At 33.2% G+C, this 26743-nt stretch carries 21 protein-coding genes, 1 tRNA gene and 1 pseudogene; 9 read left to right on the top strand and 14 right to left on the bottom strand.

The genetic code is table 11. The annotated features are described in order from the left end of the window. Nucleotides 1-9: 9 nt before the first annotated feature. From nuoK to ACFELY_RS01515, 11 genes and pseudogenes are all read right to left on the bottom strand, one after another. Nucleotides 10-324: an NADH-quinone oxidoreductase subunit NuoK gene (gene nuoK / locus ACFELY_RS01465; protein ID WP_250310654.1), complete on the bottom strand. Its 315-nt coding sequence runs from the start codon at nt 322-324 to the stop codon at nt 10-12. Between the two features lie 78 nt (nt 325-402). Further along, nucleotides 403-1036, bottom strand: a pseudogene (locus tag ACFELY_RS01470) (NADH-quinone oxidoreductase subunit J); the annotation flags it as partial. Between the two features lie 16 nt (nt 1037-1052). Further along, on the bottom strand, nt 1053-1532 hold the full coding sequence (nuoI, locus tag ACFELY_RS01475; RefSeq protein WP_341759858.1) for an NADH-quinone oxidoreductase subunit NuoI: 480 nt from the start codon (nt 1530-1532) through the stop codon (nt 1053-1055). 83 nt (nt 1533-1615) lie between these two features. After that, nucleotides 1616-2533 (bottom strand): Rpn family recombination-promoting nuclease/putative transposase, encoded by a 918-nt coding sequence (locus tag ACFELY_RS01480; protein ID WP_375333440.1) that lies wholly within the window; start codon nt 2531-2533, stop codon nt 1616-1618. 21 nt (nt 2534-2554) lie between these two features. Continuing rightward, nucleotides 2555-3109, bottom strand: coding sequence for a hypothetical protein (locus ACFELY_RS01485; protein ID WP_375333441.1), 555 nt, complete (start codon nt 3107-3109; stop codon nt 2555-2557). A 250-nt stretch (nt 3110-3359) separates the two neighbouring features. Then, entirely contained in the window at nt 3360-4376 is a 1017-nt protein-coding gene (gene nuoH / locus ACFELY_RS01490) for an NADH-quinone oxidoreductase subunit NuoH (RefSeq protein WP_094649104.1), read from the bottom strand. Then, entirely contained in the window at nt 4373-6436 is a 2064-nt protein-coding gene (gene nuoG, locus ACFELY_RS01495; RefSeq protein ID WP_375333442.1) for an NADH-quinone oxidoreductase subunit NuoG, read from the bottom strand. The genes nuoH and nuoG overlap by 4 nt, the downstream gene beginning before the upstream one ends. A gap of 172 nt (nt 6437-6608) precedes the next feature. After that, nucleotides 6609-6929: an RNHCP domain-containing protein gene (locus tag ACFELY_RS01500; protein WP_375333443.1), complete on the bottom strand. Its 321-nt coding sequence runs from the start codon at nt 6927-6929 to the stop codon at nt 6609-6611. Nucleotides 6930-6933: 4 nt separating this feature from the next. Further along, nucleotides 6934-7578, bottom strand: a complete 645-nt coding sequence (locus ACFELY_RS01505) for a palindromic element RPE2 domain-containing protein (RefSeq protein WP_375333444.1) — start codon at nt 7576-7578, stop codon at nt 6934-6936. After that, the gene (locus tag ACFELY_RS01510) at nt 7575-7862 is read right to left on the bottom strand and encodes a hypothetical protein (RefSeq protein WP_239832631.1); all 288 of its coding nucleotides are present in this window, start codon (nt 7860-7862) and stop codon (nt 7575-7577) included. The genes ACFELY_RS01505 and ACFELY_RS01510 overlap by 4 nt, the downstream gene beginning before the upstream one ends. A gap of 80 nt (nt 7863-7942) precedes the next feature. Then, nucleotides 7943-8647, bottom strand: a complete 705-nt coding sequence (locus ACFELY_RS01515) for a sugar phosphate nucleotidyltransferase (protein WP_375333445.1) — start codon at nt 8645-8647, stop codon at nt 7943-7945. A gap of 88 nt (nt 8648-8735) precedes the next feature. On the opposite strand from ACFELY_RS01515, the gene ACFELY_RS01520 reads away from it, so the two are divergent. From ACFELY_RS01520 to pnp, 8 genes are all read left to right on the top strand, one after another. Next, on the top strand, nt 8736-9506 hold the full coding sequence (locus tag ACFELY_RS01520; RefSeq protein ID WP_375333446.1) for a LicD family protein: 771 nt from the start codon (nt 8736-8738) through the stop codon (nt 9504-9506). Between the two features lie 117 nt (nt 9507-9623). Further along, nucleotides 9624-10058, top strand: coding sequence for a tRNA (adenosine(37)-N6)-threonylcarbamoyltransferase complex ATPase subunit type 1 TsaE (tsaE, locus tag ACFELY_RS01525; protein ID WP_094649111.1), 435 nt, complete (start codon nt 9624-9626; stop codon nt 10056-10058). 312 nt (nt 10059-10370) lie between these two features. Beyond that, entirely contained in the window at nt 10371-11768 is a 1398-nt protein-coding gene (locus ACFELY_RS01530; RefSeq protein WP_375333447.1) for a sodium:solute symporter, read from the top strand. Next, entirely contained in the window at nt 11752-13734 is a 1983-nt protein-coding gene (gene uvrC / locus ACFELY_RS01535) for an excinuclease ABC subunit UvrC (RefSeq protein ID WP_375333448.1), read from the top strand. The genes ACFELY_RS01530 and uvrC overlap by 17 nt, the downstream gene beginning before the upstream one ends. Nucleotides 13735-13991: 257 nt before the next feature. Continuing rightward, nucleotides 13992-14066 (top strand) — tRNA-Thr (locus tag ACFELY_RS01540). A gap of 441 nt (nt 14067-14507) precedes the next feature. After that, complete coding sequence (truB, locus tag ACFELY_RS01545) at nt 14508-15401, top strand: tRNA pseudouridine(55) synthase TruB (RefSeq protein ID WP_341758836.1); 894 nt, start codon at nt 14508-14510, stop codon at nt 15399-15401. Nucleotides 15402-15421: 20 nt separating this feature from the next. Continuing rightward, on the top strand, nt 15422-15691 hold the full coding sequence (gene rpsO, locus ACFELY_RS01550) for a 30S ribosomal protein S15 (protein WP_341749302.1): 270 nt from the start codon (nt 15422-15424) through the stop codon (nt 15689-15691). Between the two features lie 65 nt (nt 15692-15756). Then, nucleotides 15757-18000, top strand: a complete 2244-nt coding sequence (pnp, locus tag ACFELY_RS01555) for a polyribonucleotide nucleotidyltransferase (protein WP_375333449.1) — start codon at nt 15757-15759, stop codon at nt 17998-18000. A 22-nt stretch (nt 18001-18022) separates the two neighbouring features. On the opposite strand, the gene ACFELY_RS01560 is transcribed toward pnp, so the two are convergent. After that, complete coding sequence (locus tag ACFELY_RS01560) at nt 18023-18265, bottom strand: hypothetical protein (protein WP_375333450.1); 243 nt, start codon at nt 18263-18265, stop codon at nt 18023-18025. 174 nt (nt 18266-18439) lie between these two features. On the opposite strand from ACFELY_RS01560, the gene ACFELY_RS01565 reads away from it, so the two are divergent. After that, a protein-coding gene (locus tag ACFELY_RS01565; protein WP_375333451.1) for an IS5 family transposase occupies nt 18440-19203 on the top strand; the annotation gives its coding sequence in 2 pieces (ribosomal slippage) (nt 18440-18797 and nt 18797-19203; 765 coding nt in all). Between the two features lie 311 nt (nt 19204-19514). On the opposite strand, the gene ACFELY_RS01570 is transcribed toward ACFELY_RS01565, so the two are convergent. Beyond that, nucleotides 19515-21329: an AAA family ATPase gene (locus ACFELY_RS01570; RefSeq protein ID WP_375334100.1), complete on the bottom strand. Its 1815-nt coding sequence runs from the start codon at nt 21327-21329 to the stop codon at nt 19515-19517. A gap of 171 nt (nt 21330-21500) precedes the next feature. Further along, nucleotides 21501-26477 (bottom strand): PEP/pyruvate-binding domain-containing protein, encoded by a 4977-nt coding sequence (locus ACFELY_RS01575; protein WP_375333452.1) that lies wholly within the window; start codon nt 26475-26477, stop codon nt 21501-21503. Between the last annotated feature and the right edge of the window lie 266 nt (nt 26478-26743).

The following is a 26743-nucleotide window of genomic DNA, read 5'->3' on the forward strand; positions in this document are numbered from 1 at the left end:
TTCCTAAAATTACCCTTTCATCTGATTCATATCACTCAGCTCTATCGAACCTTTATTTCTAAAATAAACTAATAATATTGCAAGACCTATAGAAGTTTCGGCAGCTGCTATTGTTAAGATTATTATACTAAAAATTTGACCCGATATCTCATGGGCATAAGCAGAGAATGCGACAAAATTGATGTTGACAGCTAGCAGCATCAATTCAATCGACATCAGAATTGTTATGACATTCTTACGATGCATAAACAAACCGACCATTCCTATACTAAAAATCAGTGCCGACAAAATTAAATAATGTTCCAAAGTAATAGTACTAATCATATTGAATTTCTTCCACTCCTTCACCTAAACGCGGTTTAACCATTAATATACAATTATCCTTGTTTTTAGCATGTTGCTTGGCAATATCCTGCCTCCTAACTCCACTACGATGCCTAATAGTTAGAGTAATACAAGATATCATTGCCATAAATAGAATAATACCTGAAATTTGGAAAGGTAACATATATTCAGTATATAGTACCTGCCCAATAGCATGAGTATTAGAGTCAATTGATGAGAAGTTGGAAACGTTGTCGCTCGTCACTCGCCTATTACTTATAGGCGTCGCTCCATCGCTCTTAGCCCCAAATTCTCCTGAATTGACTATAGTATGGTTAGCTATCTCTGAAGAGTCCATATTATCTAACACTATACCTTGTACACCTAAGCAAATTATCAAAACAAGATCAGCAAACATAATGAGTGCTACAGTCATACTGATCAATAAGTTTTTTTTGAATTGTACAATAATATCCACAAAACGAATATTCAACATCATTATAACAAACAAAAACAATACTGCTACCGCTCCAACATATATTACAACCAACATCATTGCTAAAAATTCTGCTCCTAATAGAATCATTAGCCCTGAACTGTTACAGAAAGTAAAGATCAGCCATAACACAGAATAAACAGGATTTTTACTCATGACCACCAAAACACTACTTATAACCATTAGCCCGGCAAATAAATAAAAAAACATTTCCATAATTATCTACCCGTAACTATTTATATTTATAATCATTATGTAGCTTAATTGCTAATTCTTGCTCCCACATATCACCATTCTTCAATAATTTTTCTTTATCATAAAGCAATTCTTGATGACTAATAGTAGCAAATTCAAAATTAGGACCTTCCACTATCGCATCAACTGGGCATGCTTCTTGGCATAGACCACAATAAATGCACTTAGTCATATCAATATCATATCTAGTAGTACGCCTACTACCATCTGCTCTTTCTTTTGCCTCAATAATAATAGCCTGAGCTGGACAAATTGCTTCGCAAAGCTTACAGGCAATACAACGCTCTTCACCATTAGCGTAACGCCTTAATGCATGTTCACCCTTAAATCTTGGGCTTATCCGCCCCTTCTCATAGGGATAATTTATCGTTACTTTAGGTTTAAAGAAATACCTCAAAGTTAGACTAAGCCCTGATACTATTTCAAATAACAAAAAAGACTTCAGGTAATTAATTATTTTCATTTCATTATACACCAAAAATTTGTAGCACTAAGTATGTTTTACAATTTATTTTCTTATTAGTTTGTTAATTTATTTAATTACAAAAGATATCCAGGGTCATTTTTATTTTCCAATAATTCATTAATTCTGGTAATAGATAGACCTGTCATTTTCGCTACTTCCTCAATAGAACTGCCATTTTCTATCATCATTTTTATTAATTTAGCTTCTCCCCTAGCTTCACCAATTTGGATACCTTCTACTCTACCTTCTTCTTTGTCTTCCCTCCGTGCTTTCTTGAGAGTGTTAGCTTCAATACGTAGCCATTTCAGGTGTTCTTCATATGAATCACGTTCTTCTTTAGTGAAATTCATCACATCCAGAACTGTCAGGGCTTTTTTTAGGCTAGCATCATTTAACTCTTTAGGTAAATTATCTTTGTTCAGCAAATCATGTCTCGTTAAAAAAGTACTCCATCTATCAAGAGAGGTTTTTACCTTCTTTACTATGTCCGTCAGCTGTTCCTTCGGATTATTAGTAAACTTATTTAGCTCAATAGTATGCAATTCTAAATCTTTGAAATATAACAAACCACTATCTTTTTCTACTATATGAAACACATTATGATATTTATTTTCATGTAAAATAGAGGTAAAGTTTAATATATGAATACCAATGGCTTTCGATAAAGTAGCATAATCCTCTGCATTCTTTAATTGCTCAGTATATAACTTTGCCCAATAATACAGAGCCCTTTTGTCATAATCATCCGCATCAGTAATTTGCATTTCGATATTAAATCTTTTGCCATCTTTTCCTTGAGCTTTAATATCTAAAATTGACAATTTATCGCTCTTGAAATTTTTTGGATTATATGGATTGAGAAGTTGTACTTCTGTTACTTGGTCTTCTCTAGATACAATCGAATTGATCAGCGAAATAAGCAAATCCTTATTCTCTTCAACTCCGAAGATTTTTTTAAAGGCAATATCAACCCTAGGACTAATATTTGACATAAATCTAACTCTATATTTATTTTAACTAGTAATCATGACTTTTATACAATCTGCTAAAGGGTATTTTTCTCTTTGCAAACGTATATTATGTTCAAAATATCTGAACATCCCACCGTAACCTTCCATGATGATTTTTCCATCCATAAAATACGAGATTAAACTGTAACATAGGCAGATATGCTCGCTAAAGCCGTTGTCACGGATTACCTCTACATATTCAATTATTTGCTCAACTAACTGAAAATTAACAAAATGTTCATCTGCGGCTAATTTTATTATTTCTTCGCCGTTCTTAGTTTTTGTTAATTTTTCAATAACCTCTTGCATATTTCTATGTTTTTTACTTGTGTACATTTGGAATTGAGCATCTAGAAAATCCACTAGGTTTCCTTCAAGAGTTTGTGGTTTAATTTCCCAGTAATATCCGTCATTATCTTCACTATAATTATAATAATCAAGATTTAGTTCATCGTTTAATCGCCTGGTAATATGCTCAACTGTTATATCTGGATACTTTATGCGTCTCTTATCGACTGCAATATTTTGCACTATGCCAACGGTTAAATATGTTCCCATAAAATTCTCCTATAAAATTCATTTATAAATTAACTAATAAAGGCATTCATTACTTACTCGCCTTACGCATAAACCCCGTGGCAATTAAAAAATTGCAGAATTAAGTACAAGACGCCATTACGAGACCACGCAAGTAGGTCGTGGCAATCCACATTCATTGCTTCGTCCACCACCAGTGGCACCTCGCTAATAGTGTCAGGTTGTTTTCCCTATGACTTTTAAATGCCATGCGTAAGGTGAATTATTTTAGCTAGTTTGGTAAATTACCAGTAAACATTAAAACACTTGATACTAACACCACCCAAAATAAAGTAAAAGGTAAAAATACTTTCCAACCTAAACGCATTAACTGATCGTAACGATATCTAGGTAATGTCGCTCTTATCCATAAGAAACAAAATAATAACAACCCAACTTTTACTATAAACCAAATAAAGCCTGGTATAAAATTCAAGAATTTAATGCCAAAAGGCGGGAAATAACCACCTAAGAAGAATGTTGTGGTCATACCGCTAGCTAAAATCATATTAGCATATTCACCAAGAAAAAATAAGGCAAAACCCATCGAAGAATATTCAACATTATAACCAGCAACCAGTTCAGATTCAGCCTCTGATAAATCAAAAGGCAATCTATTAGTTTCTACAAGTACTGATATGAAGAATATTACTGCCATAGGTAACAACATCAAATCAACCCACCAAGGCAATAATTGTTGCCTTTCTATGATTTCTGAAAGATTAAGAGTTCCAGTCGTTAAAAGTACAGTAACAATCACCAACCCTATAGATACTTCGTATGAAATCATCTGAGCCGACGAACGAATAGCCCCAAGGAAAGCATATTTCGAATTACTTGCCCAACCAGCTATGATTATACCATAAACCCCCAATGATGAGATTGCCATAATATATAAAACACCAACATTGATGTCAGCTAATACCAGTTTTTTATCAAAAGGTATCACTGCCCAACCAATTAAACTAAGCACAAAGGTAACCATAGGAGCCAAGGTGAATAATATTTTATCAGCTTGCTTTGGTATAATTGTTTCTTTAAATAATAGTTTTACTGCATCAGCAATTGGTTGCAACAACCCAAAATATCCAACGACATTTGGACCTTTTCTTAACTGCATTAAACCTATTACTCTTCGCTCAGCATAGGTAAGATATGCTACACACAGCAAAAGAGGAATAGTGATAGATAGGACTTTCAATGCCACAATAATTAACGGCAATAGATATTGTTGAAATAACGATATCATGCAACTTTTTCCCTTTCTTGTTTTGATTCCAAACACTTTGCCATAGTAATAGATGCCCTACTAATTGAATCTGTCATGTAATAATTTATCGGTTTAGTAACTATATCATAGTTAAGTAATTTATCTGTAGAGGTAAATTTTATAAAGTCACCACTCATTATTTCAGAAATATTGTCAAATACTGGAAACTCTGCTGCCAACTTATTTCTTATTTCAACTAAATTATTCATACCAAGATTTAGCCCTAAACCACTGGCTAGGTTATTTATAATAAGCCAATCTTCTTTTGCTTGTCCTACTGGATTAGTTGCCGCCCTAGCATATTGTGGTCTTCCTTCAAAATTTAGGTAAATAGCATCTTTCTCTGTATAGCTACTAGCAGGAAAAATAACATTTGCTGCATTTGCTCCATTATCACCGTGATGCCCTTGATATACAACAAAAGATGATTTGATTTTACTCATATCAATCTCATCACTACCTAGTAAATAGACAAATTTGATATCACCTATTTCTGCCTTTTGTAAGATTTCATAAACCCCATTACCACCACCCTTAGCACTAGAATTTTTAGGGCTAAAACCTATATCTAAACTACCGACCATTGACGCATGGTTATGCAATATATTAAAACCATTCCAATCCTCTCTAACTATCTTATATTTATCCACCATCTGATGAATGAGTGCCAAAATAGCATAACCATCCTCCCGAGAATATACTCCATCACCAATGATTATTATTGGATTTTTTGCGGCTGCCAACTCCTTAGAAAATTGATGGTCTCCTGATATTATTGCTTTAATTATTTCAGGGCTAGCCCCTAATTCATTGATAGAATAAGTTTGATCGCTAATATTACCAATTCGAGCTATTTTTAACCTACCCTCTCTTTGTAATATACCAATACTAGCATTAAGGACTGGAGCTATTTGCCTAATATTTGCCCCAATTAACAAAGCAAGATCAGCTTTTTTAAGTCCAGAAATCGTTGTGTTAAATAGATAGTTTCCTCTACTAGATCGGTCTATTTTATAATTAAATTGATTACTATCAAAATTATTACATCCTAGCTTCTGTAACAATGTTTTTAATAAAAACATTGATTCGGTACAGGCGAGTGTTCCAGCGATCGCCGCCATTTGATCACCGGCAAGCGATTGTAATTTTTGTGCTACTAGGGCAATAGCGTCATTCCAAGAGGCTTCAACTAATTTACCATTTTGTCTGATATACGGAGAATCTAACCTTTGATATTTCAAACCATCATAAGCAAATCGTGCTTTATCGGATATCCACTCATCATTAATGTCATCATTAACCCTAGGTAATATCCTCATTACTTCCTCCCCCCTACTATCGATCCTGATATTACAACCTTGGGCATCAAATACATCTATTGATTCAGTTTTCTTTAATTCCCAACTACGAGCTTTAAAAGAATAAGGCTTTGAATTTAATGCTCCAACTGGACAAACATCGATAATATTGCCTGACAACTCTGAAGCAAGACTACGATCAAGGTAAGAGGTAACTTCCATATGCTCTCCTCTATAAAGAGCTCCTATTTCCTCAATTCCAGCAATATCAGTGGCAAACCTTATACATCTTGTACATTGTATGCATCTAGTCATTTGGGTTTTAATCAAAGGTCCCATATATTTGTCTTTGACTGTCCTTTTATTCTCCAAAAATCTAGAACGTGCTCCACCATATTTAAATGCTTGATCCTGTAGATCACACTCACCTCCTTGGTCACAAATAGGACAATCTAGAGGATGATTGATCAATAGAAACTCCATTACCCCTTCACGAGCCTTTTTAACGCCGATAGTATTAGTATGGATCACCATACCTGGGGCAACAGGCGTAGCACAAGAGGCGATAGGTTTGGGGGATTTTTCCATCTCTACCAGGCACATACGACAATTACCAGCAATTTTCAAACGTTCATGAAAGCAGAAATGGGGGATTTCTATACCAAGCTTGCTGCAGGCACGAAATACGGTTGTACCCTCTTCTACTTCAATTTCAATATCATCTATAGTAAGTTTTATCATTGATGTTCATATTATAGTTTTACATTATGTCAAAATTATATATTCTTCTATAGTCAATTGATAAGAAGTTGGTGACGTCGTCGATCCTAGCCCCAAATTTTCCTGAATTGACTATATAATTCAAATTATTTGAAGTATACCATATTATATACTACTCACTAATCTAAATTTTTCAATTTTGCAAAAATAACTTATAATTAAAAATATTTAGCAAATTTTCCATATTATCAGTATCAGCAAGCTTATTATTTTTATATTCTCGACATTTAAGGCATTTATGGGTTAAGACCAAACCTTTTTTACCATCTATTTTATAAGAAATTGGTTGCATTAGCCCATTACATCCAGATGCCCTATCGCCAGGATTAATATCTACATGCTTACTGTAGAAACATATTGAACAATGATTAGTATAACCATTGCCTTGGATAAATTCACCACACATCTCACAAATAAAATCTTCCTTATTTCTATAAAACTTTTTTGCTACCATTAATTTAACTTATTATTTGGATATATTTCTTGATCATCCTTTTTACTGAATCATCCAGCAGGAGTTCTTGGTGATTGCCAGCAAAATCTAGCCATCTTAAATCATGTGATTCGGCATTTTTTACAAAACAATCGTTACAAACGGTTTTTAATAAAAATCTCACATCATAATGATAATGCTCCTGCTCTTTAGCATTATAGTCAATTGATGAGAAGTTGGGGACGTCGTCGCTCATCGCTCGCCTATTACTTATAGGCGTCGCTCCATCGCTCCTAGCCCCAAATTCTCCTGAATTGACTATAGTAGGAATAAAATGAACATCTATATCGTAAATTTGTTTAGAAACTGCCTCAATATCTAAAATTCCAGATTCTTCTTGAGCCTCTTTAATTGCTACAGCTAAAAGATCATTATTACCATCACAATGCCCTCCTGGCTGCAACCATTTACCCAACTTACGATGATGCATCAATAAGAATTTTGTTTTACTAGAATTAAGCAAAAATCCTGAACTAGTAAAATGCCCTTCTTTTGTCTCTCTACTAAAAGGATTTTCACAATTATCTAAAAAGTCTAACATCCTTTGTTTATACTCATTTTCTTCTTGAAAATTGCTGACATAATTTTTTATATTCTCACGCAAGTTCATAATATTTCTTTTCGTCCAATTTCGGTCATTTCTATTACCAGCTGCTTTATTTTTCTGATTTCTGACTTATTTGCGATCAGTAACGCATCTTTAGTATTAATAATTATTATATTATCCATTCCTATTACCGCAGTAAGCTTATTATTAGAGCTAATATATGAATTGGTACTATCAATGTTGATCACATCACCTTCACAGTAATTATTGGTTGTGTCTTTCTCTTGCATTTGCCATAAAGAATGCCAATTACCAATATCATTCCAACTAAAATTGGCTTCTATCATAATCATTTGCCTAATATTTTCTATTATAGCATAGTCTAAAGAAATTGGTGTAATATGTAGATATGGTTCTAAAGCAAGAGTTATATTACCACAATTTTAGTTGCAAAATAATACGCTTTATATGCATGTTTAAGTAGTTCCTTTTGCCATAATTTAGCCTGCTCTAAAATAAAATCTATATTAAAAATAAAAATTCCTGAATTCCAAAAATATTTGCTATTTTTATATTTGTCATTTTCTTCTAAATAATTTTGTGCCTGTTGAATAGTAGGCTTTTCTACAAATTGTTCAGTTTTATAAATTCCATCTGCTAATAACTTCTTTATTTTAATATAACCATATTCGCTATTCGCAAAACTAGGTCTAATGCCAATAGTACAAATACCAAATTTTGCCAAATAATTCAAAGATTTATTAATAGTATCTAAGTAGTTATTAACATTGTGTATATAATGGTCAGAAGGCAGCAATATAATCGTATCATAGCCATTATTCTTTGCTTGAATAGCTGATATAATCGCACATGATGCTGTATTTTTAGCCACAGGCTCTATTATTAAATCTGCTTCTATATTTAGCTCTCTAAGTTGCTCCTGTGCTATTGATTCATAATCCTTAGCAATTATTAAAGTTGGTTTGCCTAAAGTTTTATTGGTAATCAAAGTTTTTTGGATTAAACTAAAATTATCAAATATTTTGATGAATTGTTTAGGTTGCATTTGTCTCGATAATGGCCATAATCTTGTTCCTAGACCACCAGCCATAATTACTGGTTTTATTTTCATCGCTATTAATTGTATTAATTTCCAACTAATTCAATTAATAGTATAAAATATATGACAAGTCTACTAAAAATAAATATAAGAAACCTGTATGCACAAAAAAAATAAAAAAACTAATAAATTTTTCTTTAAAGTAGTTGGGATAATTATAATTATCTATGGTTTGTATCGAGGTTATGTAGAGTTTTATGATCACCAATGGAGGTATGTGACTCCTACCGACCAACAAGTACAGAAATATACAATTAGTGCAGATACAGCCCTACACTTATACCAATTAATGAAAGACACTCATGAAATATTGACTAAACATAACATAAATTATTGGATTGAGAGCGGCACGCTTCTTGGAGCAGTAAGACACCAAGGTATTATACCTTTTGATGATGACTTAGATATTGGCATAATGCATGCTGATGAAATCAGATTACAAGATATATTAACGGATTTCACAGAGTTAGGTTATAAAGTTCGTCATCAAAGTTTTTACACGATATGTTCTAAGGTTTGTATAGATATTTTTATCTTCCGGCAAAAAGATGACAAGTTTTTATATAGTAATTTTAGAACACTACATAGATTTCCCAATGATTTCTTTTATATAAATGAATTATTTCCACTGAAAAAATATCAATTTGGTGAGATTGAAATTTATGGTCCTAATGAATCTAAAGGAAATTTAGATAGAGCTTATCCGGAATGGGATAAATATGCTGTAATTCAACAACCGCATAATTTTCATGTTACCCTTTCACCTATTGAACAAAAGACTAAATTTATTTTAACTCCGAAATTATTAGAACCAGCTAAACCAACTGGCCCTTTAGAAAATCGGGTAATTCCCAAACCATTAATTAAATAGTTAGTTGAATTCAACAGAATCGAGGAATTAGAATAAACACTGTTAATATTTGATTTATAGGATTAATATGTTAGACTATACTTACTTGTGGATTAAACATCAAAATTTGAAGGCTTAATGAAGTTTCAAAAAGAGTCGGTTATTTTAAATAACGAACAAGACTCTATATCGTTTGCACAAACTATCGCTAAAAATTTAGAGTCTAATAAAATTATAACTTTTTCAGGTGATTTAGGTTGTGGAAAAACATTTATCTGTCGAGAGATTATAAAGCATTTTTGTGAATCTGATATTAATATCAGCAGCCCCACTTTTAATTTGCTACAAATCTACAAGACTTCAAAATTTATGATTTATCATTTTGATCTCTACCGTTTAAATTATTTAGAAGAAATTTATGAACTAGGTATAGAAGAAGCCTTGCAGGGCAATATTTGTCTAATTGAATGGCCAGAAATAATTGAAGAAATATTACCGCCACCTATAACTAAAATTCATCTACAAATACTCGAAGATAATAAACGATCTTGTAGTATTTATCATTTCTCATAATCTAACCTCAATTCGGGATAAAAATAAGCAATATCATAAAAATAATGAATACAGCTATTAGTGGAGCAAAAAAATCTGTTATAGTCAATTGATGAGAAGTTGGTAACGTTATAAATCTGATTAGTATTTAACCTCAGAGTCATTGCGAGGAGCTACTTTAGTAGCAACGAAGCAATCCAGAAAACGAGTAGAAATGGATTGCTTCGGAGGCTTATGCCTCCTAGCAATGACAGCATGATGGGTACTTATTCGACACTAATTCAGGTTATACGAAGTATGTCTGAGTTTCAATTCAACAAAAAATAATTAGTAATGACCATTGATAATATTATTGTATTACTATATTTGATATCGATACTTGTTATTGGTATCTACTATAGATCTAGACTTAGAGGTTTTGCCAATTATGCTACCGTTCAAGACAAGATTAAAAATAGCAGGATATTATTAGTTGCAACTATTTTTACTTCATCGGTTGGCGGAGCTACTACTTTGGGTATTGCAGAAAAAGCTTTTTCTGGTGATTTATCGTATAGTTATGGACTGATACTCTCTATACCAGTCGATATACTAATAGCTATTTATCTTGTACCCCAAATAACTAAACATTATGGAGCAGAAAGTGTTGGCGATATAATGGCAAAATATTATGGAGAAACAGGACGTTTTATTGCTGGCATCACAACTATTATGGTATCTATAGGCTTTGTTGCTGCCCAAATTAGTGTTAGTGGATATATTTTTCAATATATTTTAAAAATTAACTACTTAGAAGGAACTCTATTAAGTTATGGGATTGTTATTATCTACACAACTATTGGTGGGTTACAATCAATTATGTTTACTAATTTACTACAATTCTTCGCGATGATAATTGCTTTGCCAATTATTGCAATATGTGGTCTTAACAAAATTGGTATTAGTGATTTTATCAACCAATTACCTATTGAAAAAGTATATTTTATTCATCATAATAATTTTGCCAGTGAGCTATTTATTAATACGATAACTGCTATGCTAGGATTTTATGTAATGAACTTATATCCTATTTTTATTCAAAGAGCTTTAATTAACAATAATGCCAAAAAGACTAGTAATGCTATATATATAAAATCAAGTATATATGCTATATTTTTAATATTTATAACCTTAAATGGGTTAATCGCCTATAATCTTTACCCCGACTACTCTTCTAATTTAGCATTGCCACACCTAATTGATCAAATAGTTCCTTCAGGGTTACAAGGCTTTGTGATAATTGGCTTACTTGCATCAGTCATGTCTACTGCTGATTCTGATTTAAATGTTACCTCAATAGCTCTAGTGAAAGACTTGTTGACTCCTATTTTTAAAATACAGAATCAAAAGAAATTATTGCTAATTACTAGAATTACTAATGTTGTAATCGGAAGTTTTGCCATAATCATCGCTTTAAAATTTGATAATGTAATTGATCTAGTAGTGTTTATCACCGGGTCTTGGGGACCAATAATATTAGTTCCTCTAATATTTGCCTTTTTCAACATCACTATAACACAAAGAATGATGATTCTATGCGGATTAAGTGGAGCCTCCTCTTTCTGCATTTGGACATATTTTTTTGCTAGTAATTTTCGACTAAAGGGTGTCTTTATTGGTACTATGTGTAGTTTGTTAGTTTTTTGCATAGGATTACTTAGAAAAAGGCTCGGTTATGTTACAAAATTCTAAACTTATAGGCAGTGATTTAATAAAATATCACCTCGAGAATGCACCTAGCCTGCCTGGAGTTTATAAAATGCTGAAAGCTGATCGGCAAGTTATCTATGTAGGCAAAGCTAAGAATCTAAAAAAACGTCTTACTAACTATATTAAAACTGATCTTGATAATAAAACAATATTAATGATCTCTCTAACGCATTATTTAGAGTATAATGTTACTAATTCTGAGGTTGAAGCTTTATTGCTCGAAGCCCAGTTAATTAAAAAATTTCAACCTAAGTTTAATGTATTACTTAAGGATGATAAGTCTTTTCCTTATATTAAATTACGCTTAGATGTTGATTACCCACAATTAATTAAATATAGAGGAAAGAACTTATCTGGTGGCGAGTTTTTTGGTCCATTTGTTTCCTCAGAGCAAGTCGATACTACCTTAAAAGAATTACAGAAAATTTTTAAATTACGGTCTTGTAGTGATAATTATTTTAACAATCGCAAACGCCCTTGTTTACAGTACCAAATTGGTCGATGTTCTGCCCCATGTGTTGAGAAAATTAGTAAAGAAAATTATAGTGAACTAGTATGCCAAGTAAAGAATTTCTTAAATGGTAAAACTAAAGAATTACAAAAAACTTTATCTCACAAAATGGAAGAATTAAGTATACAATTACGTTTTGAAGAAGCTGCCGAAATACGAGACCGAATAAAAGCGCTAAGTTATATCCAACTAAAATCAACTTTATCTAGTAATTCTATTAAAAACGCTGATGTTATAGCTATTGTTGAAAAGAATAATTATTATTGTATTCAGCTATTTGTATATAGATTTGGTCAGTCTTATGGGAATATAGCGTACTTTCCGTTTCATACGGAGGACAGTAATAAATCAGAAATATTGACACAATTTATAAATCAATTTTATCAAAATGCTCAAATTCCGAATGAGATAATTATAAACCATCCTATCATTGATCTAGAATTAGTAACCAAGGCTATTAGACAATTGAGTGGGAATAGCAAATTTAACATCAGACTATACTCGAATGATCTGGAGAATGGGGACAATAAACAAGGGGTGAGCGAGCGGAGCGTAGATGAAGTATGTAAGTACGCCAATCCCCCGAAGTTTTGCGGAGCCAATTCTTCAAAGCATTCGAGTATAAGATTATTAGAAAATGCTGAGTTTAATGCCCAGTTATCACTTAATCAGCATTTAAAACAATTTGCTAAAAATCAAATTATCTTTCAACAAATACAACAATTATTCGATCTGCCTACCATACCAGATAGAATTGAAGTTTATGATAATAGTCACATTATGGGAACATTTGCCGTAGGTAGCATGATTGTTGCTAACCAATCAGGTTTCGATAAAAAAGAATATAGAATTTTTAATATATCTATTCCCCAAGGGAATTCCCAAGGTGATGATTATGAGATGTTAAGAATCGTTTTAACAAGAAGATTTACTAGATTAAAAAAAGAACATCTACCAAATGAGCATGCAAGTACCAACTTCTCATCAATTGACTATAAAACTTTAATGATTATCGATGGAGGCAAGGGGCATCTATCTGTAGTACAAAAAATAATGAAAGAATTTGATCTTAAAATTCCAGTTGTTTGTATGTCAAAAGGACCTGACAGAAATGCTGGATGTGAACAATTTCATATGCCTAATAAAGAGGCTTTTACAATCGATAAGAGTCTTCCGGTCATGAAATATTTACAAATTTTGCGGGATGAAGCACATAATTTTGCTATAAAAAACCATAGGCTACGCCGTTCCAAAGCCATTAAAGTTTCTAGTCTAGATGACATAAGTTCAATTGGTGTCACCCGAAAGAAAGCCTTGTTACATTATTTTGGCTCATATAAAGCAATATGTGATGCCACTATTGATGAATTATCTAAAGTCAATGGTATAAGCCAAACCCTTGCAAAAAACATTTTTACATCGTTACATAATAAATAGGAGCTATTTTAGTAGCGACGAAGCAAGATTAATGGATTGCCACGACCACTACATGGTCTCGCAATGACGTTTGGTGAGTAGATTGCTACGTCGCCGCAAAGCGGCTCCTCGCTAATAGACACTTGGCAAGCAGATCTTTTATTCATTATAAGAAAATAGCAAAAAACCGTAAACGCTCAATAATTTTAAAATTTCTGCTTGACCAATAAAACAAAATATGTCAAAAAGATCATATATTTTATAGAATCTAAAACTATGCCGCTATAGCTCAGAGGTAGAGCACACCATTGGTAATGGTGTGGTCGAAGGTTCAATTCCTTCTAGCGGCACCATATATCTCAAACTTTGTGAGCATTCACAGAAAAAAAGTTAAAGTACAAGACGTCTATTAGCGAGAAGGCTTAAGCCAAGAAGTAATCAATTTATGGTCACTTTTTTGGATTGTTTCGTCACTATAGTTAATTCAGGAGGATTGGGTAGCAGGAGCGATGGAGCGACACCTATAAGTAATAGGTGAGCGACGAGTGACGACGTCACCAACTTCTCCTGAATTAACTATAGCCGTTCATCGCAATAACGCCTTGTATACAGGTATTATCGTCATTGCAAGACCATGTAATGGTCGAAGCAATCCACATAACAAGCTTCATGGATTGCCACGACTTACTTGCGTGGTCTCGCTAATAGACGTCTTGTACTTTTCTACAATTTTTAAATTGCCACGGGATTTATGCGTAAGGTGAGTTACTAATCTAAATATAAGGATGCTAATAATGTTTCATCTTAATAATTATTGGCTTAATATCTATAAACCTAAGGGCATCAGCTCAGCAAAGCTTGTTTCTATAGTTAAAAAAAACCTTTTAGGAGTTAAAGTTGGTCATTGCGGAACCTTGGATGTTGAAGCGGAAGGGGTATTACCTTTGGCAATTGGTGAAGCAACAAAATTAGTACGAATTCTGGTAGATGCAAAAAAAACCTACATTTTTACGGTGCAGTTTGGTAAACAAACTGATACAGCAGATGCCTCAGGTAAAGTAATAGCTGTTACTGATCATATTCCTAACGAAACCGATTGTCATAATATCTGTAAAAAATTCATATCTACGATTAAACAGCGTCCCCCTGCCTTTTCTGCTATAAAAGTTAACGGTGTTAGATCTTATAAATTAGCTCGAGAAAATTTGGCAGTAGAATTAACCCCTAGGAATATCCAAATATATAATTTGGAATGTCTTAATTTTGATCATCAAAATAATCAAGCTACCTATAGGGTGGAATGCTCTAAGGGAACGTATGTAAGAACTTTAGCAGAAGATATTGCTTTATCCTTGAAAAGTTTAGCATTTGTGCTAGAATTACAGCGTACTAAAGTTGGAATATTTACAGCATGTAATGCTATTAAATTAACAGAACTTGATGAACAAAATCAAGGAATAAAAGAATTTCTTGAAAAAAGAAGTATAAAAATTGAAGCAGTACTGGACGACATCCTGGTACTTGATGCTACTACTGACCAAGCTAAAAAAATTATTTATGGTCAGAAATGTTATTTTGATTGTCTTGAAAAGATTGAATTAGTTTGGATTCGATATCAAGACTCTCTGTTGGCAATTGGTAGCTTGAGTGAAAATTGCTTTAATTCTTTACGAGTATTTAACCTATAAAATAAACATGGAGATTACTGATGTCGGTTACAACACAGCGTAAGCAACAATTAATTGCAGAATATGCTACTAAAGAAAATGATACTGGTTCTAGTGAAGTGCAATGTGCAATTCTAACTGAAAGAATCAGCAATTTAACAGAGCATTTTAAAACTAATCACAAAGATTTTTCCTCGAGAAGGGGATTATTAATGTTAGTTGGTCGTAGACGTCGATTATTAGATTACATCAAAAAACAAAGTTTAAGCAGATATTTGTCGTTGATCAATAAACTAGGAATAAGAAAGTAAAATAAAACCCGGCTAAAGAATCAAAAATTAGCCGGGTTTTTTTGTTAATTAAATAAGGAAAAAGAATGTTTGAAGAAATAGTTAAAACAATAGAATTAGGTGGAAGAACACTTGAATTAACGACTGGTAAAATTGCTCGTCAAGCTGATGGAGCAGTTATGGTAAAAATGGGAGGAACTGTCTTATTGTGTACTGCCGTAAGTGCCAAAGAGCCAAAAGAAGGAATAGGATTCTTTCCTCTTACTATCCATTATAAAGAAATGGCATTTGCTGCTGGTAAAATACCAGGGGGGTTTTTTAAAAGAGAAGGTAAAGGATCGGAAAAAGAAGTATTAGTCTCACGCTTGATTGATCGACCAATTAGACCATTATTTCACCCAGCTTTTCTTAATGAAACGCAAGTAATCTGTACTGTTCTTTCATATGACCCTGAGTGTAATAGTGATATACTAGCAATTATTGGAGCATCTGCTGCATTAGCTTTATCTGCAGCACCATATCAACATATAGTAGCAGCCAGCAGAGTCGGTTTGATAGATGGTAATTTTATCCTAAACCCTTCATTTAACCAGTTAAAGACTAGTAAACTAGACTTAGTAGTGGCAGGAACTGACACATCAGTTATGATGGTTGAGTCTGAAGCCGATCTATTGTCCGAAGAGCAAATGTTAGAAGCTATTGAGTTTGGTCACAAGGCATTACAGCCTGTAATCGAATTGATTAATGACTTAGTAAAAATTGCTGGAAAGCCTAAATTACAGCCTACTAGCTTGTTCCCTGCTAGCTTAAAAGAACAAATTAGCAGCATAGTGCAAGAAGATATTAAGCGGGCTTTTGCTATTAAATTAAAACAAGAAAGACTATTAGCGGTAAAGAACATTTATGATATAATTAAGCGGCACTTTGCAGAAGATATTGCGAATAATAATCTTACTAACTCACAAATTGAATTTGCTCTTAAAGAAGTAGAATCAGAAGTACTGCGTCAGGACGTATTAATGAAAAATACTCGTATAGATGGCAGAAAGCCTGCCGACATAAGAAACATAGCTTGTGAAATTGCGATATTGCCAAAAACACATGGTTCAAGCTTATTTACTAGAGGAGAAACACAAAGTTTAGTAGTTACTACACTTGGCACTGGTCAAGATGAACAAATTATTGATAGTTTAGACGGCGAATATAAAGAGCGTTTTATGCTCAACTATATTTTCCCTCCTTATTCAGTAGGAGAAGCAACGCCAGTAAGGGCTCCTGGTCGCAGAGAAATAGGTCATGGCAAACTAGCATGGAGAGCCATTAACCGCATGTTGCCAACTAAAGAACAATTCCCTTATACCATTAGGGTAGTGTCAGAAATTACCGCCTCTAATGGCTCATCATCCATGGCTACTATTTGCGGTGGTTCAATGGCACTTATGGATGCTGGAGTGCCGATCAAAACCCCTATAGCAGGTATTGCTATGGGCTTGATAAAAGAAGGCGATAAATTTGTAATTTTATCTGATATTATTGGGGATGAAGATAATCTTGGAGATATGGATTTTAAAGTAGCTGGTGGTACGGAAGGTATAACCGCCCTACAAATGGATATTAAGATATCTGGCGTAACATTTGAAATAATGAAGCAGGCTTTAGTTCAAGCAAAGAGTGGTCGTATTCATATTCTACAAGAAATGGATAAGGCTATTAATAAAACCAATAACCATGTTAGCCAATACGCTCCTTGTATTTATAGCTTTAAAATTGATAAAGATAAAATTAGAGATGTTATAGGACCTGGTGGTAAAGTAATACGTGAAATTTGTGATACAACGTCAGCTAAAATTGATATAAGTGACGATGGTAATGTAACCGTTTCTGCGATAGGCAAAGAAAAGCTAGATATGGCAATTGCCAAGATTAAGTTAATTGCCATTGAACCTGAAATTGGCGGCATATTCAATGGAACAGTTGTCAAAATATTAGAATCCGGAGCGTTTATCAATTATTTAGGTAATCGTGATGGATTTATCCATATTAGTGAAATCTCGAAGGAACGTATTGAGTCTGTGTCTAGTGTTTTAAAACATGGTGATGTGGTAAAAGTTAAACTTATTGGTTTTGACAATAAAGGCAAAGCCAAGTTAACCATAAAAAATATTGACGCTACCGTTACTCCAAACGTTACGACTAATCATAAATCTGAGCCTTATAAAGATAACGCTGATATTAATAACAATAAACGGGAATCTGCCAAAAAATGGCAAAATAACAAACCATCTAATGAAGATGAAACAGTAACTAAAGAACGAAAATACTTTAATTAATTCACACTACTAACCTTTCGTATCAGGAAAGGTTAGTATATTGTCGGAAATAACTTGGTAAGGATGTATCAATTATTATTTCTTTACCAAATATTTTCTCAGGTAAGATTATTTTTTTGGCATGTAGTAACATCTCCTTGGATAAAGCTATTGCTTCTAAAGTTCCATATTTTCTGTCACCTAATATGGAACAAGCTAGCATTTTCGCATGGAATCGAAGTTGGTGCATCCTGCCAGTAAGAGGAGTAAACTCAACCAGTGTCAAATCCTTATTTAACGCGAGTTGCCAATTAATTTTGGTTATAAAAAGCTTCTATTGGAAGTAAATTTTTGATAGAAGGCTTACGATCCTAGGGTATATCGTCACGAGATTGTGATTGCATAATTTTATGTGATTTATTATTATAATTGTAGTAATAAAAATAGGCGATAAGAAGCAATGAGTTTAGCACATAGAAGACATGATATAAGCGATGAGCTTTGGAATAAGATAGAAAGTAATTTACCTGGTCAGAAAGGTTGTTGGGGAGGTATTGCAAGAGACAATAGAACTTTTATAAATGCAGTGATGTGGATATTTAGAACGGGAGTTCCATGGAGAGATTTGCCTCCTGATTATGGCAATTGGAAGAATGTACACAGAAGATTCTGTAGATGGCGTGATAATGGGATATGGGAGAATTTGCTAAATATTTTTATAAATGCTCCTGATTTTGAATGGTTAATGATAGATTCTACATTTATAAAAACTCACAAAGCAGGACTTGGAGCGAAAGGCGGGAATCAAACGGTTAGTCGCACAAAAGGGGACTCAATACAAAGGTACATATGGCCGTGGATGCGTATGGTATGCCGGTCAGAATTATTGTTACAGAAGGTTCCAGAAATGATTGTACTCAAGCTTGTGAGTTAATCCAGAATATGGAGGCACAACATCTTATGGCTGATAAAGCTTACGATACAAACGCCATAATAGAATCGGCTGTGAATGCAAACATAATTCCTGTAATACCATCAAAAAGAAACAGGAAGATTCAAAGAGAGATAGATAAATATCTATATAAGCTAAGGCACATTATTGAAAATACATTTCAAAAATTTAAAGAATGGCGTGGTATAGCAACAAGATATGCTAAAAATACAAAATCATACATGGCGGGTCTTTGTTTAAGGGCTTTACTAATGTGGGTTCAAATCTCGTAACGACACACCCTAGATACATTTCCTAAGCTTTTTGCTAGTTCAACTAATCCTATTTTTGGTCTTATTATTTTCTGATTTAAATTCATTTTAATCTCTATTTAATAATTTGTTTATTTTACTAAATGTAAGATTAAATCTCAACTACTTCAAATCAGGACAATTATTTTGAAATTTTTATATTCGAACAAATAAATAATTTGTTGTGCCTAGAAATTTTATCATTTCCTGTTCTGTCAGCCACTCTTTGGCACAACAACACTGAGGTCGGGAGATAATAAATTGCTTATTATCCAAGTAATTAAGCTCTATTATTAGAGCTTCGTTACCTCATATTGCAACTCCATATTTTCTCCACAAAATGCCATCGAAATTTTTAATATTTGTTTTACGTGTGAATGCTCTTTTATTTTACTATCATATTTTTTATTAATAATTTGTTGTAAACCAGATTTAGCTATATCTGCTAGCTCTTCTGAGGATTTAGCGATTTTATACTCGATAATCATCGCTTTATCACCTTTGCCAATTTTTGGAATCATCACAACGTCAGCTCTGCCATCCCCTGATTCTTGTTCACTTGATATTATATAACTAGAACCTAGCATATTAATAAAGCCGAGCATAAAGCCACTATAAAATAATTCAGCTTTTTTCTCTCCTGTTTGATGAAAACTAGTAGAATTAAGTAACAATTCCTGCAGACGCTCCTTAAACTCCTCTATTCTACCATCTGGTAATAAAGTAACGAAAGAATAATAGCCAGAATTATCAATATCTAATTGTTTACTAACCCATTGCACCATTCTTTTTTGGTAGATATATTTTACCTCATAATTAGGGATAGATAGTTCGTAAATATCTTGTTCTGACATCTTGGCTGCAGGATTTAGATAACCACTAAATAATAATAAGCTAAATAACCCTTCTGGTTTGTTAATATCAGCAAAATTTATATGTTTAGTAATAGAAGAAGTAATCGTTTTACCTGCAACTAAAGCCTGGATATTTTGTTGCATCTCGTCTGAGAGCAGTACATGATCAATCCAATCAGTCCCACCACTATCAATCCAATAGTGATCAAGCTTGCCTTTACTTGCCAAACATTGCATAATTGACCATGGATTATAAATGACTTCTCCACCAAAATTATAGCCATTATACCAATTTTTAATCTCTTCTGGCTTTGTAGTGGTTGGTACTTTAGTTAATAGTTCATCAACTTCTGCTTGAGTAAATCCGTAACTGCTAGAAAATCTTTCATCTAGTAAACTACATTCAGTTAAATTATTCAAATCTGAAAACAAATTAGCCTTAGCAACACGCAATATGCCGGTAATAACACCTTTTTGTAATGAATCATTGGTTTTAAGACTATTGCCAAATATTGCCCGAAATAGTTTAAGTACCTGATTAAATTCTTCTTTATGACCAAATTCCATGTAGGAACTATTAATTGGTGTATCATATTCGTCGATTAATATATAGACCTTTTGATTAAAATGTTTATAAAGTAAATCGCTTAGAAATTTCAAACTATTTTTAATGTCATCTTCTATTAACTTTCCTGTAAAATATCTTTGTAATATTTCCTTTTGTGCATCAATCAATAATTTTTCATCTTGTTTTATATAACGCTCTAAATAACGATGCTTGGCAAATAAATTAATTATTTGACTTTTAATTCCCACCTCAATTTCTTGATAACTACTTCCCCTAACGCCCTTAAAACTTATAATAATAACTGGAAACTGACCTTGGCGTTTCATAGAGTTTGCTACATTAGCAATTTTTAATGGCTTTAGTATCTTAGTCTCATCAAAACCCAAATCCACCTCTCCTCCGCTAAACAGCTTATGATTCACTCTTTGTTCTTGTGGCAGAGGATTGCCATACTCACCTACTTCTATTTCAAAAAATCTCCTAACCATATCCATATTCAGACTCTTACCCCAACGTCTTGGGCGGGTAATGAGTGTGACTGCTCCACTATCTTCTAATAACTCCTTAATCATTAGGCTTTTGTCAACAAATATATCGCTATTTAGTAATAATGCCTTGAAGTCATCGGTACCAACAAACATTCTTGGTTGGTAATTAATATTATTTTTATCTTTTTCTTCTATCATTGTTTTCACCTGTTCCTTCCAACTATAATATCCATTATACTCCTTTTTTATTCTCCACTAATAGCTAATTAGCAAAATTTTTACTATAAAATTATAATATATCTCTTAGTATCTCTATTAAAATGTAGGATACTATAAAAATTAATAAAATTGGTGAACGCTCACTTCATTTTATCTTCTCTGAGTTGTATGGCAAGATGCTGTTAATGATATTGCAACAGAACTCTCATGATTTATAGACATATTACTGTCTTTAGTTACTGTAACCCCATGATTAACTAATATTCTAATTGCTGCTTGCAGATTAGGATATTGTACTACATTCGATAATTTAATACGTTCCAGTGGGGTGCTTAATGCAGGATCATCTGCTGCTAATTGTTCTAAAGTAGTTACTAGATATTTTCTTGTTTCCTCAGGGCTGTTGTCTGCTCCTTTGTTAGTAATCTGTCTAGAGATAGCTAATTTGTCAACAAAATCATTAATTGCTTTATTAAACTCCGGGCTGTTATCAGGATATTCCCTTGTTATAGCTTCTACGCATTTTTTTATTTGCTGCTTATCGGCTTTGGTAGGATTAGCTTCATATGTATCTGCTAATTTTTTTCCTTCTTCTAGACCATAATGTTTTAGGAGGGTGAAAGCAACTCCTCTAGCGTAATTTCTTTGTGCCTCATATGATATCAGATATTGTATTTTCTCTAACTCTGTATCCTTTAGATCATCAAATGTAGCACGCTGTTCCTCATACATGTTTAATATAGTTGGTGACATCAAAAGCTTTATTTTATCTGATTCTAAATTTTCTAATTGATCAAATGTTGCATACTTCTCCTTAAATATTTTTACCGCACTATCTGATGTTAGTGCTATAATGTCATCTGGTTGTAATTTTGCTAGCTGAATAAATTTAATACCAGCTACATACAATTCTGTCGCATTATTTGATGTTAGATATCTAATTTTATCGTCTGTTTTTTCAAAGCCTTGTTGTTCAAGTAATTTTGATGCTAAAACAGATTTATTAGAAGAATTAAGATTTTGTAACCAATTTTCTGAATTATTTATCAATATCTCATTAAGAGTGGTATGGAGAGTATTTTTATCTTGTAACTTGAAAAGCTCCTCTATAAAAAACAATTGTGTGTTTTGATCTAGAACGCTTACTAAATCTTTTGAGCCTTGGATTAATATATCTTTGAATAAGTTTAAAGATTTATCATCTGCACTATTTTGTAATGCAAAGAGTTTATCTATAAAAATATTTTGATTATAAGAGGATTCGTTTTTTAAGAACTCCCATGTTGAACTATTAAGTGTTTCTGGTCTATCTGCGATATTGTCTATATAAAGATTTTGTAATGTTTCAGGTAACAATTCAAAATTACCTATAATAGCTTTAACCAGTTCATTTTTATTGCAAAACGGAAGAAATGTTGTAAGTTTTGCAAGGTTACTATCATCCAATAACTCCAATTGACCAAACTTCTCTGGTTCTATTAGCATAATCTTTGCTACATTAGCAACTTTATTTAATTCTGCATTAGAGAATTCGTTTAGTAAATCTAACCTATCAACTAATAACTCTTGTTTTACCTCAGAGGCTTGGGGTTTATTTTCTATAGAAAGTTTATAGCTAATATCTATAGATTTATTTATCATATCTATTAATGATTCAATTTGTTCTTCTTTAATTTTGATTTCATATTCAAATATCCCCTTTTCTTTGTCATGACGTGGTGGTATTACAAATTCTATCCCTGCTTTAGTAAATTGAAGGTAAGTATCTAGCGTAATATTATCCCACCTATTCTGTTCATTAAAACCGAGCATAGTAAATTTAACAAATGCTCCATCTTTAACATTATATTTAATACTGGCCATACAGGAATGAGCACGTAGTGGAATATTTTTTTCTATTATTACAGTCTGGTCTTTTAAACTAATCATAGTAGAAAGATTTGATATTCTGTCAGAATAATAAGGATTACTTGAATCTAGAAGCTCATTATTAAAAGCTATATCCAAATTTTTAACCAAATTAGGCAGTTGTTGGTACAGAATTTTATTTGTCTCTGTTGCCAGATCGGTAATAACAACAATCATATTTTGGTGTATTAAGGTCAATATATCTTCTAAAGTATCAGGAAGGGTTCTATCTCCTGTAATATTTATCGTTGCTCTGTCTACAGAAAAATAGGGAGAGGGATTGAATTGATTTTTGGTTAATATTTGCTTACCTTGTACTTGAAATGATCTAATTATCTCTTCCAATGAGTTTTGTGCTAACTCATCGCCCTTAAACTTCCCTTCAGCCACCCAGACTTTCATCAAATCATAAAACTCACCGACCATATCTTTGAAATGGGCTACTTGTAGATCATTGCCATTCTTGTCTTTGGCATTGTCTGGATAAATGGTTGAGCGCTCAAGCGATTTGGTACTTTTATCAAGAATATCAGTTAATTGATTAACTTGCTCTAATATCAAGATTTTTTCTAGATTACTTGCTTGAGAATTCCATTTTAACTGTCGGTTAAGGCTGCTAATATTTTCCTGTAATCCCTTAAATAACCCAGAGAATTTGGCTGGGTCACTCCATTGCGGAATTTGGGCTTGCATACTATCAATCGTTGCTTTAGCTTTCTGGATTTTGCTAAGATCAATATCTTTAAAATCTTGTTCTAATTTATCTAGTGTCTGTAGTGAATGCTCAGGTTTATTATCTGCGGTGAAAATTAAATTAAGCCATTGTTGATGCACTCCCAGCGATACTAGTTGATTTACTAATTTTCCTAATCTTGCAGCTGGCAACTCGTTTAATTTATTATCGTCTGTTCTTGCCGTACAAATCTTTCCACAAAATTGCAGCCATTCTTGCTGCTTTTCTTTACTGAGGAAATAATCTGCAAGCTTTATGCTTTCAGTTAGGTAAACTTTTTGCTTGTCGGTTGCTGTTCCGTCTGGCAGGAATTTATTGATTAGCTCCCCAGCTTGCTTAGCATATTTATTTTGTTTTAAACTAATTGCCAAGGAATCAGCTAAAATATTCTTGCCGCCAGCCCCAATAATCATACCGGTAAATTTCTTCTGAACGTTAAAATATTCTAGATAAGCTTGCTCTCGCTGTTGTTGAGTATGGCTAGATAGATGCTGCATTTTATCAAACAGTACCGACAATTCAGCTCCGGCTATCATAGTTTGTTTAAATAGATCAGCCGAGATTGCCCCTTTATTATAGCTATCAGTTACAGCTCTTAAATTATAGCCTAGTGCCTCTTTAGCTTGCTCATTACTCTCACCTATTTTAGGTAGCGATAATGCGGCAATATTATCTCGTAATTTTTCAGCCTTGTTTTGCAATGACGCTTCAACATTTTGTGGTAATCTAAAATTCATAGCTTGGTAAGCCAGCGATAATAATTGATCGGTACTAAGCTTATTGCCAGCTTGTGCCTCGTTTGCCAATTTCCCAATACTAGGGTTTTTATCTAAAGTTACTGGATTTTTACTTAAATTTTCTTTAGAAAAACTATAATTAATCGGTGTTACATAGCCAGACAAGCTTGAAGCATATATGCCTTTGGCAACAATTCCTGTATCATATAATGCTTTCTCAATATTTATTGGATCAAGCTCTTGAAACTTTGTTTCTGATAATTGGTAGACACTACTATGTTGTGGATCGATGATTAAATGATTATTTTTCTTCAATAATTCCTGCACTGCCACAATATCACTCACTTGCATTACCGGTATAGCACTAGCATTAAACACTCCAGCCTCATGCGAAGTATCAGGCGATGGTTGTTGCACTATAACCCCTACTATCTTATCATGGTTCTTATTATATTGAGTCAGAGCTTCTTCGATGGTATTACAGATTATTACTTGACTTGGATCAGTAATAACTGCCACCTTATTGATTTCTGGAGTAATTACCTGCAAACCTTGTATGGTAGTCATATTAGCTTTATTATCAGCCAAAAATTGCGGAGAAATAGCGGATGGTTCAAGCCCTTTTCTTGACCCTTCTGGAATTGCCCGAGCTTGTACTATATTAATTTGATGATCATCAGGATTATAAACAAATTCTATATCCATCCTCTTGCCATATTCTTTTGCCAGATGCTGGGCAAACTGATGGGCATAATAAGCCACATCACTAGCAATTGATGGTTGGTATTTCAGCTCAGCTGGATTCTCTTGCCGCTCTAAACTGATTTTCTGACTATCCTCATCTAACTTGGGCTGCAAGCGAAAATCTTTAGCAGCAATTTCACAATATACTACCCCTTGGGTACTAATATAAAAATTATCTACCAGTCCTTTACTATTAACGACATATTCACCATGACCGGGAGCTACTTGCAACCTGCTTGCCCCGTCTTTACTATAGATCACCCCTGATACAGGTACTTTATTTTGACTATCTGCAGTCTGGCTAACACCCATTCCCTCACCAATCATTTGTTGAATTAACCCTGGCATTACTGGAAAGTCAGTAATGTGCTGATCACGAGCTATCAAACGTTGTGCCAAAGATTTAGGACCGACATATGAAGCAGCAACTCGACCAAGTGCCTGAGATATCTCGCGAATATTAGCCTTGCAAGGCAGACTCTCATTGCCACCAGGATTAGCCATATCCGCCTTATCCTCATGAACCCCTGTACTACGTACCATTAATAATTGACCAGGTTGAATCTTATTTGTTTGTAAGAAACTATCAAATAACTTCTGATCCAAATCATGCTGATTAAAACAATCAATAATGCAATTTTGTAAATTTTCTAAACATGTAATAGTATCATCGCTTAAAATATCTTTCTTGGACTGTGCTTGATAAGTATCAGCAAATTTCTGGAAGAGTTTTACCCATTCCGGAGCATGTGTATCTAAATGCCGTTTTATTACATCACCTTTTACTGGCTCAAATGCTGGCACTTGAACCTTGATAATATTATCCCCTAATTGACTATCTTGGTTTGTCGCAAGTAATTCATTAAATTCCTTAACAACCTCCCGCAAATTGAGTAAATTCGCTGCTTTATAACCAAATGATTTAGCATCATCCTCAATCTTCTCCGAGTAACGCGATGTTCCACCTGCAACATCTACAACCTCATTATTCTCTTCTCCTGCCACAATCCCTCAATTGCTATTTTTAATTATTATAACATATTTTTTACCCTCACTAATATAAATTCTCAGAATATTAAAGGAAAGACAATATGAATTAATTGAATTAATTAAGAGTTATGACAAAGTAGATGATAAGCTTTCTAAAAAGCTTGCAGAGCTTATAAGTATAAGCCAAAACGCCTATGAAACTTTTAAAGGTTCGACAATTGTTGAAAAAAGGGAATTATTAAATTTTATGTTTTCGAACCTAACACTCGAGGGCTGTAAGC

Origin of the sequence: Candidatus Tisiphia endosymbiont of Xenochironomus xenolabis, assembly GCF_964264705.1 — a bacterium.
GTDB lineage: Bacteria > Pseudomonadota > Alphaproteobacteria > Rickettsiales > Rickettsiaceae > Tisiphia.